Origin of the sequence: Capnocytophaga canis, assembly GCF_000827555.1 — a bacterium.
Lineage (GTDB): Bacteria > Bacteroidota > Bacteroidia > Flavobacteriales > Flavobacteriaceae > Capnocytophaga > Capnocytophaga canis.
This window is the reverse complement of sequence record NZ_CDOI01000190.1, coordinates 1-15,433: the sequence shown is the minus strand read 5'-3', so window position 1 is coordinate 15,433 and position 15,433 is coordinate 1. Positions and strand designations below refer to the sequence as shown.

General features: G+C 34.5%; 12 protein-coding genes and 2 tRNA genes. 11 read left to right on the top strand and 3 right to left on the bottom strand.

The genetic code is table 11. The features are described 5' to 3' along the window. The first annotated feature begins 94 nt into the window (after positions 1-94). From CCAND38_RS09990 to CCAND38_RS09975, 4 genes are all read left to right on the top strand, one after another. Complete coding sequence (locus CCAND38_RS09990) at positions 95-577, top strand: hypothetical protein (protein WP_042009004.1); 483 nt, start codon at positions 95-97, stop codon at positions 575-577. 115 nt (positions 578-692) lie between these two features. Then, positions 693-2,336 carry a sodium/sugar symporter gene (locus tag CCAND38_RS09985; RefSeq protein WP_042009006.1) on the top strand — a complete coding sequence of 548 codons (1,644 nt, stop codon included), beginning with the start codon at positions 693-695 and terminating at the stop codon, positions 2,334-2,336. A 142-nt stretch (positions 2,337-2,478) separates the two neighbouring features. After that, positions 2,479-3,429 carry a D-2-hydroxyacid dehydrogenase gene (locus tag CCAND38_RS09980; protein ID WP_042345146.1) on the top strand — a complete coding sequence of 317 codons (951 nt, stop codon included), beginning with the start codon at positions 2,479-2,481 and terminating at the stop codon, positions 3,427-3,429. Between the two features lie 33 nt (positions 3,430-3,462). Next, on the top strand, positions 3,463-5,364 hold the full coding sequence (locus CCAND38_RS09975; RefSeq protein WP_042345144.1) for a RecQ family ATP-dependent DNA helicase: 1,902 nt from the start codon (positions 3,463-3,465) through the stop codon (positions 5,362-5,364). Positions 5,365-5,491: 127 nt separating this feature from the next. On the opposite strand, the gene CCAND38_RS09970 is transcribed toward CCAND38_RS09975, so the two are convergent. Together CCAND38_RS09970 and CCAND38_RS09965 are read right to left on the bottom strand one after the other, a co-directional pair. Next, positions 5,492-5,565: transfer RNA gene (locus CCAND38_RS09970), tRNA-Arg, on the bottom strand. A gap of 10 nt (positions 5,566-5,575) precedes the next feature. After that, on the bottom strand, positions 5,576-6,025 hold the full coding sequence (locus CCAND38_RS09965; protein WP_042345143.1) for a GatB/YqeY domain-containing protein: 450 nt from the start codon (positions 6,023-6,025) through the stop codon (positions 5,576-5,578). A 127-nt stretch (positions 6,026-6,152) separates the two neighbouring features. Here CCAND38_RS09965 and CCAND38_RS09960 point away from each other — a divergent pair, with 127 nt between their 5' ends. The 7 genes from CCAND38_RS09960 (at position 6,153) to CCAND38_RS09930 (ending at position 14,354) form a co-directional block, all read left to right on the top strand. Next, on the top strand, positions 6,153-6,824 hold the full coding sequence (locus tag CCAND38_RS09960; protein WP_052458234.1) for a GDSL-type esterase/lipase family protein: 672 nt from the start codon (positions 6,153-6,155) through the stop codon (positions 6,822-6,824). Between the two features lie 101 nt (positions 6,825-6,925). Further along, a complete protein-coding gene (locus tag CCAND38_RS09955) occupies positions 6,926-7,192 on the top strand; it encodes a hypothetical protein (protein WP_042009014.1) in 267 nt (88 codons plus the stop codon). Positions 7,193-7,252: 60 nt separating this feature from the next. Next, positions 7,253-7,326 (top strand) — tRNA-Thr (locus tag CCAND38_RS09950). A 79-nt stretch (positions 7,327-7,405) separates the two neighbouring features. After that, positions 7,406-9,532 carry a Tex family protein gene (locus tag CCAND38_RS09945; protein WP_042345142.1) on the top strand — a complete coding sequence of 709 codons (2,127 nt, stop codon included), beginning with the start codon at positions 7,406-7,408 and terminating at the stop codon, positions 9,530-9,532. Between the two features lie 435 nt (positions 9,533-9,967). After that, positions 9,968-11,860 (top strand): ribosomal protection-like ABC-F family protein, encoded by a 1,893-nt coding sequence (abc-f, locus tag CCAND38_RS09940; protein WP_042345141.1) that lies wholly within the window; start codon positions 9,968-9,970, stop codon positions 11,858-11,860. A gap of 81 nt (positions 11,861-11,941) precedes the next feature. After that, positions 11,942-12,496 carry an RNA polymerase sigma factor gene (locus tag CCAND38_RS09935; RefSeq protein ID WP_042345139.1) on the top strand — a complete coding sequence of 185 codons (555 nt, stop codon included), beginning with the start codon at positions 11,942-11,944 and terminating at the stop codon, positions 12,494-12,496. A gap of 64 nt (positions 12,497-12,560) precedes the next feature. Then, entirely contained in the window at positions 12,561-14,354 is a 1,794-nt protein-coding gene (locus tag CCAND38_RS09930; protein WP_042345150.1) for an AMP-dependent synthetase/ligase, read from the top strand. Between the two features lie 316 nt (positions 14,355-14,670). On the opposite strand, the gene CCAND38_RS09925 is transcribed toward CCAND38_RS09930, so the two are convergent. Next, positions 14,671-15,270: a hypothetical protein gene (locus CCAND38_RS09925; RefSeq protein ID WP_052458232.1), complete on the bottom strand. Its 600-nt coding sequence runs from the start codon at positions 15,268-15,270 to the stop codon at positions 14,671-14,673. Positions 15,271-15,433 lie beyond the last annotated feature (163 nt).

The following is a 15,433-nucleotide window of genomic DNA, read 5'->3' as shown; positions in this document are numbered from 1 at the left end:
CAAAATAATTACAAAATAATTACAAAATAATTACAAAATAATTACAAAATAATTACAAAATAATTACAAAATAATTACAAAATAATAAACAATAATGTACATACCTTTTAACGAATTGCCAGAAACCTCTCGGATTTGGATATACCAAAGTAACCGTAGTTTCACTCCAGAGGAATTAGTAGATTTAGAACAAAAAATAAAGGTCTATTTAGATCAGTGGTCAGCTCACGGAATTGGACTAACTACCTCGTTTGAAATTCGTTACAACCGTTTCATTGTTATAGGTGTAAATCAAGAAATTCACCCTGTTTCAGGCTGTTCGTTGGATGATTTAGCACGTTTTATTCAAGAATTGGAAAGGAATTATCAAGTAGATTTATTCGATCGGATGAACGTAAGTTATCGTCAAGGAGAACATATAGCTTATAAAAAATTAGCCGATTTCAAAAAAATGGTAAAAGAAAAGGCTGTATCTGCTAAAACAATCGTTTTCAATAATTTAGTAAATACAAAATCTGAATATGAAACCGATTGGGAAATTCCTATGGAAGAAAGTTGGCATAATCGCTTTTTGTAATCAAAAAAATATCTTAAAAAAACGTATTCGTAATGTTTTATTTCGTATCTTAGCACCTCAAAAATCTTAATTTATTCAAAAATAAACTAACCGATTTTATAAAAAATAAAACAATATGAATTCATTTACAACGCTGGACATCGTCGTATTTGTGATATACGCGGTTGTCATTTTGTCGGTAGGTCTTTTTGTTTCCAGAGGCAAGAAAGACACTCAAAAAACTGCCGAAGATTATTTTTTGGCTGGAAAAACTTTACCGTGGTGGGCAATAGGTTCATCGCTAATTGCAGCAAACATTTCTGCGGAACAATTTATCGGGATGTCAGGTTCCGGCTTTGCTATTGGACTTGCCATAGCTTCCTACGAATGGATGGCCGCTATTACTCTTATAATCGTTGGTAAATTTTTCTTGCCTGTTTTCATTAAACAAGGTCTTTATACCATTCCTCAATTCATTGAAAAACGGTTCAACACTTCTTTGAAGACGATTTTAGCTGTTTTCTGGATAGCTTTGTTTGTTTTCGTAAACCTAACATCAGTTTTGTTTTTAGGAGCTAAAGCATTAGATACTGTTTTGGGTGGTGCTACGGGTGAAAATCTGATGTTGTTTATGATTGGATTAGCTTTGTTTTCAGCGGCTTATTCTGTTTGGGGAGGACTTTCAGCGGTTGCTTGGACGGATGTGATTCAGGTGGTATTGCTTGTTGTTGGAGGGTTAATTACAACCTATATAGCGTTGGACAATGTAACTCCACAAGGAGGAGCTCTCCATGGATTACAGCATATCTATGACGTAGCAGGAGATAAGTTTAAGATGATTCTTGATAAGGATAATCCTCAATTTAATAATTTACCGGGCATTGCTGTACTTATTGGTGGACTTTGGGTAGCAAACTTGTACTATTGGGGATTCAATCAGTATATTATTCAACGTGCTTTGGCTGCAAAATCATTAGCTGAAGCTCAAAAAGGGATTGCTTTTGCAGGATTTTTGAAATTGATAGTGCCTTTGATTGTTGTAATACCTGGAATTATCGCTTACGTGATGTACTACGAACCTGCAGGAACGGTAGCTATTGAAGGAGTAAAAGAGGCATTTACTAAAGCAGATGGTAGTATCGATTTTGATCGTTCTTACCCTTGGCTGATTAACCAGTTTGTCCCAGCAGGATTGAAAGGATTGGTGATTGCCGCCCTATCTGCTGCGATTGTTTCTTCATTAGCTTCCATGCTGAACTCTACTTCAACAATCTTTACGATGGATATTTATAAACCGTTTATTAATCCAAAAGCGTCAGATTCTAAATTAGTTACAGTGGGGCGTATTACTGTATTAGTGGCTTTAGCTGTAGCGACTTATTTTGCTCAATTTTTGGGAGCTTTGCCACAGATGTTCCAATACATTCAAGAGTGGACAGGCTTGGTAAGCCCGGGAATTTTGGCAGTATTTTTAATGGGATTATTTTGGAAAAAAACCAATCCGACAGGAGCTGTAGTTGGTGTTTTGCTTTCAATTCCAGTAGCTTTGGGGCTTAAGTTTTTGCCTGGTGTGGAATTACCTTTTATGGATCAAATGCTTTACACCTTATTAGTCACTATTGTAGTGATTATGGGAGTGTCATTAGTAACAGGAAAAGGTGACGATGACGAGAAAGGTATTCCTCTTACGCAGGAAACCTTTGCAACTAATGCAACGTTTAATACAGCAGCATATGCTATTTTATTGATTACGGCTACTTTGTACGTAGTGTTCTGGTAGGATTTTCAACTTTTGATATAAAAACTTTGATAAGGTGTAAAGTGCTTTATCAAAGTTTTTTTTGTTATAAAATGTTGAGATAGGAGTATAAAATCAAGGTTTTTTGTATCTTTGTCGGGAAATTAAGATATACTTAAAACGAATGAAAATACTTGCAAATGATGGTATTTCCGAGTTAGGAAAACGTCAATTAGAGGCTCATGGTTTTGAGGTACTTACAATAAAAGTAGCTCAGAATCAGCTTGTCAACTATATTAATGAGCATCAGATTCCGATACTTTTGGTGCGTTCATCCACTGAGGTACGTAAAGAATTAATTGAAGCGTGTCCGTCATTGAAACTCATCGGGCGAGGTGGTGTAGGGATGGACAACATTGACGTAGAAGAAGCAGAAAAACGTAATATTCACGTCATAAACACACCTGAAGCCTCTTCAAATGCGGTGGCGGAGTTGGTATTTGCTCACCTACTTTCAGGAGTACGGTTTTTACATGATGCCAACAGAAATATGCCTTTAGATGGTGATACTCAGTTCAATCAACTGAAAAAGAACTATGCGAAAGGCTCTGAATTGAGAGGTAAAACCTTAGGAATTATAGGTTTTGGTCGCATCGGTAAAGCAGTGGCAAAAATGGGGATTGCTCTGGGAATGCGAGTTTTAGCTTGTGATTTATTTGTTAAGAATACTAATATTGAACTTTCCTTCTTCGACGGTACGTCGGTTTCTTTCCAGATTGATATGGTAAGCAAAGAAGAAGTATTGAAAAACTCGGACTTTATTACGGTACATACACCAGCTCAGAAGGAATATATCATCGATGAAAAGGAAATTGAGATGATGAAAGAAGGTGTTGCTATTTTAAATTTAGCACGAGGAGGTGTTATCAGTGAAGTTGCTTTGTTTAACGCATTGGAATCAGGAAAAGTGAGTTTTGCAGGTTTGGATGTATTTGAGAATGAACCAACTCCATCTATCCAAATTTTGATGCATCCTGATATTTCTTTAACTCCCCATATTGGAGCTGCAACCCAAGAGGCACAAGATAGAATCAGTTTGGAGTTAGCTTCGCTGATTATTGAAAAAATGAAATAAGATAATATACTTCCTTTTTAGTTCCTACAACTAATGGATGCATCGGTTTTTCACATACTAAAAAAACATTGGGGATATGATTCATTTCGTCATCCGCAAGATGCTATTATTGAGTCCGTTCTGCAAGGGAATGATGTGTTGGCGTTGATGCCTACAGGAGGTGGAAAATCAATCACCTTTCAAGTACCCGCATTGGTTAATGAGGGTATTTGTCTGGTAGTGTCTCCCCTTATTGCGTTAATTTCAGACCAAGTTGAGAACCTTAAAAATCGAGGTATTAGAGCAATTTCCTTAGCGGGAAGTATGGTTCAGGATGATTTAGAACGATTACTGAACAATGCTGTTTTGGGAGATTATAAATTTCTGTATTTGTCTCCCGAACGATTGCAGCAAGAAACGGTTCGTTATTTTATTAAGTTAATGAAAATTAATTTAATAGCTATTGATGAAGCTCATTGTGTATCGCATTGGGGGAAAGATTTTCGTCCTGCCTACTTGGAGTGTAAATGGCTGAAAGAGAATTTTTCCCAAGTGCCAATTTTAGCTTTGACCGCATCGGCGACTCCAAATGTACAACAGGATATTTTACAGCAATTAGGTATCCCAAAGGCAGAAATTATAGCTACTTCATTGAAACGTCCGAATATTGCCTATATTACCCATAAAACAGACAATAAATGGTTACAATTGGAACGTGTTTTGAAAAAAAATACGGGTACTTCAATTGTTTATATTCGCAGTCGTAATGGAACTGTCCGAATGGCTGAATATTTGCAAGATATTGGTATTTCAGCTACTTTTTTTCATGGAGGATTATCTTCCGAAGAGAAAAATAAAAAACTGAGTATGTGGTTAATGGATGATGTTCAGGTGATGGTAGCTACCAATGCTTTCGGTATGGGGATTGATAAACCTGACGTGCGGACTGTTATACACTGGGAAATTCCCCCTACGCTGGAAGACTACTTTCAAGAAGCAGGGAGAGCGGGTCGAGATGGTCAAAAATCACTTGCTCTTTTATTGTTTAATGATTTGGATATAGAAACTACCAAAAAACAATTTATTTCTAATTTAGTAACCTCTGAAGATCTTAAGTTGCTATATGTGAAGCTAAATTCTTATTTCTTAATAGCTTATGGAGAAGGAGTAGGGATTACTCGGAGTTTTCAGCTGGCTGATTTTTGTAAAAAATACAATTTACAAATACAAAAAACTTACAATGGTCTGCAACTTTTAGACCGACTTTCTGTCATTTCTCTTAGTCAAAATTTTCAAAAAAAAGCAACTATATTTTTTGTCGCATCGAATTATGAGATTATTCAATATTTACAACATAAACAGATGTTTAAGGATATAGTGTTTTATCTATTGCGTAATTATCCAGGGATTCACACACAGGCAATTTCCGTCAGAATAGAAAAAATTGCAAACAAAATTCATAAGGATACAGAGAATATTAGACAGCAGTTATCTGTCCTACAAGAAGATGGTATTATTACTTACCAAGATGATACAAGTGATATAGAAATCACTTTCAATATGCCTCGTGAAGATAATCGAACCATTGCTTTTGTTGCAAAAAATATAAAGGAATACAACCAAACAAAAATAAATTTACAAAAGTCTGTTTTTGAGTATATTATAAATAACGGTGAATGTAAAAGCGTACAGTTGTTGCGTTATTTTGGAGAAAAAGATACTGCCACTTGTGGGATTTGTTCAGTTTGCAAAACACAGAATAATCAAAAATCAATTGATTATAAGCAAGTTGAGGAGCAAATAATAAAAATACTCCACCAAGGGAGCCGAAATCTTAATGACTTACTTTTACTTCTTCCATTTGAAGAAAAAGAAATCCAAAAGGTGCTTTTTTCAATGCTTGATATGAATAAAATAAGGTTTAATGATTATAATCAGTATGCATTGCGTCAGTAATAAATATGATATCAATGATAAAAAATTAATTTTGTATATTTTACTATTAAAAATCCTACATATTCCTTACAAAAAAAATCAATAAACTAGTAATTACCAATTTATTGAGTTAAAAATATGTTTCTTGTGACCGCGGAGGGATTCGAACCCCCAACCCTCAGAGCCGAAATCTGATATTCTATCCAGTTGAACTACGCAGCCTTTTTATTTTTTATGATAATAATTTCTTTACAATTGTTGATACGACTCTGTTATCAGCTTTTCCTGCTAACTCTGTCGAGGCAACTCCCATCACTTTGCCCATATCTTTCATGCCCGAAGCTCCTGTTTCTGAGGTGATTTTTTTAATGATAGCCTCAATTTCTTCTTCAGAAGGAAGTTCTGGTAAAAAACGTTCAATTACCTTAATTTGAGCTAATTCAGGTTCGGCTAAATCGTTACGCCCTTGAGAAGCGTACAGGGTAGCACTGTCTCTACGCTGTTTTATCAATTTCTGAAGCAAAACAAGCTCCTGACTTTCAGATAGCTCCTCAGAAGCTCCCAATTCCGTCTTAGCTAATAAAATAGCAGACTTGATTGCTCGTAACGATTCCAAAGCTACGCTGTCCTTAGATTTCATAGCGTCTTTCAACGCCTCCATTACTTTTGTTTGTAAACTCATAAAGACCGTTTTTTAGAGTCGCAAAGGTACACCTTTTTTCTGAACTACAAAATATTTTAATAAAGTTATTCGGTATGTTTTTTATTTTGTAGCTTTGCGGACTAATCTTTAGAATGTTATTAGTTGTATGAAAGAAAGTATTATTACCTTTATTTTATTTTTTGTTGTCTTCCAATTTTATGCACAGTACAAAGATAGTATCTATCATCGTGACGCGATATGGCGAGAAACTATTCGCAGTTTTGAAAAAGAAGACCAACGAAAACCTCCTCGTTCCAATCCCATCTTATTTATTGGTAGCTCATCTATTACTAACTGGAAGAACTTACACATTTATTTTCCCGATAAAAATGTACTGAATCGTGGTTTTGGAGGCTCTGAATTGCGAGATGTAATTTTCTATTTCAATCGGATAGTAACTCCTTATCGTCCATCACAAATTGTTCTTTATGAAGGAGATAACGACATTACTTTTGGACAAACGGCAGAGCAATTTTTGGATGATATCAAAACCTTTGTCCGTTTGGTGGAAATACATTTACCCGGTACTCCTATCATAATTTTATCAATTAAAAAATCTAAAGCACGTAGTCATTTTTCTATAGAGTTTGATAAAGCTAATGCACTTCTTTATCAATTTGCACAAACTAAACGTATCGTACAGTTTGTGGATGTTGCTCAGATTCTTTTTGACGAAAACGGGAATATTAAGGATGATTGTTTTGAAAGTGATAACTTACATATCAATACCCGAGGTTATTGGTTGTGGACAGATATTTTAAAAAATTATTTGAAATAATTAGTTATGTAATGGGCAGTTTTAGCCATCTTTTGATAAACGGAAAAAGAATTTTGTAATTACGGCATATTATCGTATCTTTGCACCAAATATAATTAGATATGGCAAGTATTAGAAATTTAAAGAAGGATGTCAACTATGTTTTTGGTGATATCATAGATGCAGTTTTGCATTGGGAATATGCAACAGATAATACCGAATCACAAAAAGGTTCAGAGCTCATCAAAGAAATTATAAGTACTTATGACGGAGTAATGGATAAAATTTCTGATAAGAAAGTGGAGAACAGAGCAGTTCACTTAAAGCAAGTTAGAAAAGAGTTTGAACAAAAAGCGGGTGAGTTTATTGTAAAGTTAAATCAATTGTAATTTTTTTTCGAAAAGATTTGCAGATTTAAAAAAAAGTTTTACCTTTGCAACCGCAAAATCGCCGATATAGCTCAGTTGGCCAGAGCACGTGATTTGTAATCTCGGGGTCGTGGGTTCGAATCCCTCTATCGGCTCAGAACGAGGCTATCCATAAAAGGGTAGCCTTTTTCGTTTTTATGATATACTTCAGTTCATTAAACATATTTTATCACGATGACAAACATTCAGTACATTCAAAATCAAAATGCAACTTTACAAGCTAACCAAATTCAAAATACTTTGCAACTACTTGCGGAAGGGTGTACCATTCCTTTTATTGCTCGTTATCGAAAGGATAAAACTCAGAATTTGGATGAACTGAGTATTGAGCAAATTGCTAAATCACAAACTGATTATGAGAATATTATTAAACGAAAGGAAACTATCCTTAGTGCTATTGAGCAACAAGGCAAACTTACGGATGAACTCAAAAATAAAATAGCCAGTTGTTTTGTTATCACCGAATTGGAAGATTTATACTTGCCTTATAAGAAACGGAAGAAAACACGAGCTGATTTAGCAAAAGAGAAAGGACTAGAACCCTTGGCTAAAATTATTATGTCTCAACGAGTGAGTGATTTACAACATGCGGCTTCAAAATATATTACCAAAGATGTTTCCGATGAAAAAGAGGCTTTACAAGGAGCATCTGATATTATAGCCGAGTGGATTAGCGAACATATTTTTATTCGAAAGACTTTACGGCGTATGTTCCAACGTAAATCTACCATCGTTTCACAAGTCATTAAAACTAAGGAGGACGAGCAAGAGGCTCAAAAGTTCAATATGTATTTCGATTGGCAAGAGAATTTGATGAAAGCACCTTCGCACCGATTGTTGGCAATACTTCGGGCTGAAAACGAGGGATTCATACGATTGAAAGTAGAAATAGATACTGAAGAAGCTCTCGAATTTATAGAAAAAACAATTATTAATTCCAAGGGAGAAGTAGCTGATTTTCTCAAAGATACTATCACTGACAGTTACAAAAGATTGTTAGCGCCTTCCATTGCCAATGAAACATTACAAGAGGCTAAAGAACAGGCGGATGCAAAAGCAATCAGTATTTTCGCTGAAAATTTAAAGCAATTGTTATTAGCTTCTCCTTTGGGTGAAAAACGTATTTTAGCCATAGATCCAGGATTTAGAACCGGATGTAAAGTTGTTTGTTTAGACGAGAAAGGTGATTTGCTTTATAACGAAACTATTTTCCCGCATCCGCCTCAAAAGGAGTTACACATTGCAAGTAAGAAAATTAAGTCATTAGTTAATTCTTATAAAATAGAAGCTATTGCCATCGGTAACGGAACGGCTTCTCGCGAAACAGAATTGTTCATCAAACAAATAGGGTTCGACCGACCTGTACAAGTGTTTGTTGTGAATGAAGCAGGAGCATCGGTATATTCCGCATCTAAAATTGCACGAGAAGAATTCCCAAATTATGATGTTACAGTACGAGGAGCGGTTTCTATCGGAAGACGTTTAGCCGACCCTTTGGCGGAATTAGTGAAAATTGAACCCAAGGCAATCGGAGTAGGGCAGTATCAACACGATGTTAACCAAAGTAAGCTTAAAGAAGAATTGGACAATGTGGTTGTTCGTTGTGTCAACTCTGTAGGTGTAAACCTCAATACAGCAGGAAAGGCGTTGTTGTCTTATATTTCTGGAGTAGGAGAGAAGATGGCAGAAAACATAGTTACCTATCGTTCAGAAAATGGAACCTTTACTCAGCGTAAAGATTTATTGAAAGTTCCTCGATTAGGGGAAAAGGTTTATCAACAAGCAGTAGCTTTTTTACGAATCCATGAAGGTAAAAATCCGTTGGATAATTCTGCCGTTCATCCTGAAGCCTATCCCATAGTAGAAAAAATGGCGACAGACTTAGGACTTTCCTCCGAAAAATTAATCGGAAATAAGGAAGCTATTGCCAAGATTGATATACAAAAATACATTACCGAAGAAATTGGAGTTATTTATTTGAAAGATATACTCAAAGAACTGGAAAAACCTGGTATAGATCCTCGAAAATCAGCAAAAATATTTGAATTCGACCCGAATGTAAAGTCTTTTAATGATGTTAAGGTAGGAATGATTCTCCCAGGGATAGTCAACAATATTACTGCATTCGGTTGCTTTGTAGATATAGGTATTAAAGAAAGTGGATTGATTCATATTTCCCAACTTAAGGATGGGTACGTTTCAGATGTAAACGAGGTGGTTAAAATGCATCAGCATCTTTCGGTAAAAGTAGTTGAAGTAGATGAACAGCGTAAACGCATAGGATTGAGTTTAATTTTTTAGATTTTCAATTTACTCCATATAAATTATTGATAATTAATATAAAACTCAAAATTCACGTCGTTTGAGAAAGTAACCCATACTACCAGAAATAGTCAATCACAATAAAGTTAAAGTGCAAGATACAGAAAGGACTATAACAGGATGTCTATCCGAAAAATACTGTCATTGTCCAGGTAGAGCTTATTTTGAGTTTGATTAATGATCAGTAAATTTGTTCTCAAAATACTTTTGTTACACGGGTAAAATCCAAACTTATTTTGTAACTAAATGACATTTAGGGATTTTTAGGTACAAAAATGTTTCATAACGTATCGTTTTTTTTATTATTTAAAAACCTGAGACGATTCTTTCTAATTAATTTTTAAGAGCTTTTTTATACGTCAATTTTTTTTATCTTTGCATTCACTGAAAGATAACTATTTAACAAAAACTACTATGTTGAATGTCCATGATTTATCTGTCTCATTTCAAGGAGAATATTTATTTGAAGAGGTAGCTTTTATGCTCAATGCAGGTGACCGCGTAGGGCTTATAGGCAAGAACGGTGCAGGAAAATCTACTCTATTGAAATTATTAGCCAAAGAGATGAAGCCTGATTCGGGGATTATTGCAACAGACAGAGATGTTAATATTGGTTTTCTAAAACAAGATATTGATTTTGAAGAAGGTAGGACGATTTTAGAAGAAGCCTACCAAGCCTTTGATGAAATCAAGGAACTTGAACTGCGAATGGATGAAATTCATCGCGAAATGGGAAGCAGGACAGATTATGAAAGCCAAAGTTACCACGATTTGGTGGATACGCTCAGCGAAATAACACACCGCTATGACATCATTGGAGGATATAATTACCAAGGAGAAACGGAAAAAGTACTCATTGGATTAGGATTTCAACGAGCTGATTTTCAGAAGAAAACAGATACTTTTTCAGGAGGATGGCGTATGCGTATCGAACTCGCAAAGCTATTACTTCAAAATAATGATATTTTACTACTTGATGAGCCTACCAACCACTTGGACATAGAATCGATTATTTGGTTGGAGCAATTCCTGACCTCATACACAGGAGCAGTAGTCATTGTCTCGCATGATAAAATGTTTCTTGATAACGTCACGAACAGAACCATAGAGATTTCTGTTGGAAAGATTTACGATTATCCGAAGCCTTATTCTCAATTTTTAGAACTTCGCCAAGAAATCAGAGAACAGCAACTTGCATCACAAAAAAATCAAGAAAAGAAAATACAACAGACTGAAAAACTGATTGAAAAATTTCGAGCAAAAGCCACTAAGGCCTCTATGGCTCAGTCACTTATAAAAAAATTAGACAAAATTGAACGCATCGAAGTTGATCAGGAAGATAATTCCGTGATGAACATTCGGTTTCCAATGTCCGTAACCCCAGGTAAAGTAGTTCTGGAAGTTCAGGATGTATCCAAAAGCTATGGTGACAAACAAGTGTTACAACATATTGATTTACTGATAGAAAGAGGAAGTAAAATTGCATTTGTAGGGCAAAATGGGCAAGGAAAAACAACCTTAGCAAAGATGATTGTCAGCGAAATACCTTTTGAAGGAAATATCAAATTGGGACATAATGTACAGTTAGGGTATTTTGCTCAGAATCAGTCTTCTTATTTAGATGGTGAGATGACCATTCTCGATACAATGTTTCATGCAGCTAATGATTCTAATAGGATGAAAATCAGAGATATATTAGGGTCATTTTTATTTCGCGGTGATGATGTAGAAAAAAAAGTAAAAGTACTTTCAGGAGGTGAACGCAACCGATTGGCATTGGCGAAAATGTTACTTTCAGATTTTAATGTACTGGTAATGGATGAACCAACTAACCATTTGGATATTAAATCAAAAAATGTACTAAAACAAGCCCTGCAAAACTTTGAAGGGACGCTCATCATAGTTTCACACGACCGTGACTTTTTGCAAGGATTGACCGACAAAGTGTATGAATTTAAGAATAAAAAAATAAAAGAATATTTAGGAGATATTGATTTTTACTTAGAACAACGGGCTGTTAGTAATTTTCGAGAGATTGAACAAAGTAAGGAGAATACACCAATTGAAAAACCGAATGCTCAAGTCAAAATATCATTCGAGCAACAAAAACAGCAGAAAACACTACAAAATAAACTCAACAAAATCGAAAATGCAATTACTGAACTTGAAAATGAGCTAAAAGCAATGACAAATCAAATGGGAGAATCCTTGCAGAGTCAAGAATTTTATGCTCTTTACGAATCAAAAAAAGCCGATTTGGATCAATTGATGTTTGATTGGGAGGTTTTACAGGAGCAGTTAGGGTAGGGGAATGCAAATCCAAATTGACAGATTTATTAAGAAGCAAATAACTGTTGAATGTTTTTAAAATCATAAATAAAAATTGAAATGGCATTATTGGAACAAAAAATAAAAGAAGCCAAAACTGGTAATCAAAAGGCGTTCAGTTACTTACTGGATGTTTTCTGGTCTGAGGTCTATGCATTTCAGTTGAAACGAACCGATAATGAAAACGATGCCGAAGACATTACCATACAAGCATTTTCAAAGGCATTCGATCGCATTGAAACTTATGATGAAAACCTTTCATTCAAAACCTGGTTGATTGCTATTTCAAAGAACATACATGTGGATATGATTCGTAGTCGCCAAAATAGTACTCGAAATACGACTTCTTCGGAGGATAATGAGGCCAAAACTATCGCAGACGAATCACCAACCATTGAAGACCAACTAATCACAGAACAAAGTCTCAACCATTTACTAACAACCATAAAGCAATTAAAAGAACCTTATAGAACAGTGATTCAACTGCGATATTTGAATGAAAAATCTTATAAAGAAATAGCTAAAATAATGAATATTTCATTGAGCAATGTAAAAGTTACTTTGCTGAGAGCCAAAAAGATACTTGCAGAATTATTAAAAAATAACTTTTCATAGTGTTTCACCGTTGTGTATTTGCTATGAAATACATATATTTGCTTTTCACAGATCAAAAATGGAAATGAATTTATTACCGTATCACTATGTTTCCGTATTTCAAGAGAATGTTAAAAAATACGGTTCAAAAAAAGCTTTAGGAAGCAAACCTGATCAAAATTGGACAACCATTTCATGGCAAAATTTTGGAGAATTAACCGAAAAAGTGGCAAATGCTTTGCTTTCTTTCCAAATAAAACCACAAGAAACCATTGGGATTTTTGCACAAAATATGCCTCAATGGACAATTACAGATATTGGAGCTTTGTTTGTCAGAGCTGTCCCCGTTCCTATTTATGCTACAAATACTTCAGAACAAGCTCTTTATGTTATAAATCACGCTGAAATAAAGATACTCTTCGTAGGAGATCAGGAACAATACGACAAAGTCCTACAGGTTGCCGATAAGTGTCCTTCATTGCAAAAAATTGTAGTTTTCAAAGAAAATGTTGCGTTGAAAGAATCTAAATTTTCAATGTCATGGCAAGATTTTTTAGCTTTAGGAGCAGAGAAAAAATATCAGGAAGAGCTTCAAAAACGTATTGATGATAAAAAATTAAGTGATTTATTTACAATTATATACACTTCTGGAACAACTGGAGAACCCAAAGGAGTAATGCTTGACTACGAAAATTTGGCTTATCAATTAATTGGACATGATAACAAATTAAAACTCTCCAACAACGATGAATCGTTGGCTTTTTTGCCTCTGTCTCATGTGTTTGAAAGAGCGTGGACATACTATTGTTTGTATAAAGGTGCGACAGTTTATTATTTAGAAAATACCAATAACATTAAAACTGCCCTCATAGAGGTTAAACCTACTGTAATGTGTGCTGTTCCAAGATTTTATGAAAAAATATTTGCCACAGTTCACGATATGGTAGCAAAATCATCGTTCATCAAACGTGGAATTTTCGCCTTTGCAGTGAAAAGTGGTCGGAAAATGTTCGAAACCAAACAACGCAATCAAAAACCTTCGTGGATTCTACAAAAATCGGTGCAACTATCAGAAAAGTTAGTTTTTGCTAAGTTTAAAAAATCCTTAGGAGGACGTATCCGTTTCATGCCTTGCGGTGGAGCAAACTTAGAACCTAGCATCGGTCGGTTTTTCCATTCTATCGGCATTAATGTCAAGTTGGGTTACGGAATGACGGAAACCTTAGCTACGGTTTCGTGTTGGGATGACTCCAGTTTCAATTTCAAATCGGTAGGAAGTTTAATGCCAAATACTGAGGTGAAAATCGGAGAAAACAACGAAATTTTGGTTAAAGGAGGCATGGTGATGCGTGGTTACTATAAAAATCCAGAAGAAACTGAAAAAGCCTTTACCTCAGATGGATTTTTAAAAACGGGCGATGCAGGAAATTTGGATGCTGAAAAAAATGTTTTCATCACTGATCGCATCAAGGAATTGATGAAAACTTCTAATGGGAAATATATTGCTCCCCAACATATTGAAGGAAAAATCGGTAAGTACAATCTTATTGACCAAATTGCTATCATTGCAGACGGTAAAAAATTCGTTTCTGCATTGATTGTACCTAATTTTGAGATACTTACGCAGATGATTGAAGATCTGAATGTTAAGTATAAAAATACTTCTGAATTAATTAAAAATGTACAAGTACTTGATTTTATAAATAGACAAATCCAGCGTTTTCAAAAAGATTTACCCGATTATGAACAAATAAAGAAGTTTACATTGCTTCCAAACTCTTTTTCGATTGAAAAAAATGAAATTACACCTACGTTGAAACTCAAACGCAAAGTAATTTATGTGAATTACCAACGTGAGATTGAAGCTATGTATAAATAATATTTTATTCATATAAAATAAAGGCTGTCCGATAAGTTTCAAACAGCCTTTGTTTGTTTTTCCTTTATATTTTTAACTCAAAAGAAGACAGTAAAAATATTTTTCCGATAATTGGGTAATGTCTGAAAAATAGTTGGCGTTTTTTTTTACAAATAAACCCGTAATCAGACAAATTTTAAATCTCATACCTGCACAGCTTAGATTCAACCATCAAGTGCAAATTTTTATGCCACGAATTAAAAAAATAAATTATTAGGATTTAACTATGCTTGTGCAAAACTTACACAGGAACAGAAAATTAGTGTGATTAATGGTTTCATTCTTCTTCAATTGTACTTATTAAAACGTCAACTTCGTAGCAAGGAATGTAATCTTTTTCTAAATCAGAGGAGAAAACGATAAAGATATTATTACGTGTTGTATCTCTGTATTTTCCACCACTTAAATGTCGATAGATGTATTGCGAATGATTTGTTCTTATTTTGTTGATAAATTCCTTTCGATTGTATATTTTCCACTGTTTTTGTGCATCTTGAAAAATTGCTACATTTCCCTTTCTTTTAAAACTTTCAAACATCGGATTGGAAAGAAGCAAAATGTAACCTCCATAAGTTTCATTTTTTTCCCCTTTATAATAATCAAAACGAAAAGATACTTGCCAATTTTCACTTTGGTTTATATAATAAGCGATGTAATAATTAGCATTTTTCCCGTTATCAAAAAGAAGCTCTACATTCTGATGTTCTTTATAATAACTGGTTTTTAATGTGTAATTTTCTTCTCCCTTGATATTGCGAGTTTCTGTTTTTTGGATACCATCTTTATCGTCAATTACCAAAAATAAGGAGCTTGGGTTAATTTGTGCCGTCACAAAGTTTGCACAAACACAAAAAATTAATGTTACTATTGTTTTCATTTTAATCACAATATTCTACAATACTACTTATCAAAACATCAACCTCATAGCAAGGAATGTAATCTTTTTCTAAATCAGAGGTAAACACTATAAACACATTGCTTCGATATACTCCTTTCGCATACGAAGCTCTCTTGTCATAATACTCATATTTTCTGTAAAA

Bases quoted from the DNA above. Each gene is read 5' to 3' on its own strand.
- CCAND38_RS09990 (WP_042009004.1), top strand. From the start codon at position 95: ATGTACATACCTTTTAACGAATTGCCAGAAACCTCTCGGATTTGGATA.
- CCAND38_RS09985 (WP_042009006.1), top strand. From the start codon at position 693: ATGAATTCATTTACAACGCTGGACATCGTCGTATTTGTGATATACGCG.
- CCAND38_RS09980 (WP_042345146.1), top strand. From the start codon at position 2,479: ATGAAAATACTTGCAAATGATGGTATTTCCGAGTTAGGAAAACGTCAA.
- CCAND38_RS09975 (WP_042345144.1), top strand. From the start codon at position 3,463: ATGGATGCATCGGTTTTTCACATACTAAAAAAACATTGGGGATATGAT.
- CCAND38_RS09965 (WP_042345143.1), bottom strand. From the start codon at position 6,025: ATGAGTTTACAAACAAAAGTAATGGAGGCGTTGAAAGACGCTATGAAA.
- CCAND38_RS09960 (WP_052458234.1), top strand. From the start codon at position 6,153: ATGAAAGAAAGTATTATTACCTTTATTTTATTTTTTGTTGTCTTCCAA.
- CCAND38_RS09955 (WP_042009014.1), top strand. From the start codon at position 6,926: ATGGCAAGTATTAGAAATTTAAAGAAGGATGTCAACTATGTTTTTGGT.
- CCAND38_RS09945 (WP_042345142.1), top strand. From the start codon at position 7,406: ATGACAAACATTCAGTACATTCAAAATCAAAATGCAACTTTACAAGCT.
- abc-f (WP_042345141.1), top strand. From the start codon at position 9,968: ATGTTGAATGTCCATGATTTATCTGTCTCATTTCAAGGAGAATATTTA.
- CCAND38_RS09935 (WP_042345139.1), top strand. From the start codon at position 11,942: ATGGCATTATTGGAACAAAAAATAAAAGAAGCCAAAACTGGTAATCAA.
- CCAND38_RS09930 (WP_042345150.1), top strand. From the start codon at position 12,561: ATGAATTTATTACCGTATCACTATGTTTCCGTATTTCAAGAGAATGTT.
- CCAND38_RS09925 (WP_052458232.1), bottom strand. From the start codon at position 15,270: ATGAAAACAATAGTAACATTAATTTTTTGTGTTTGTGCAAACTTTGTG.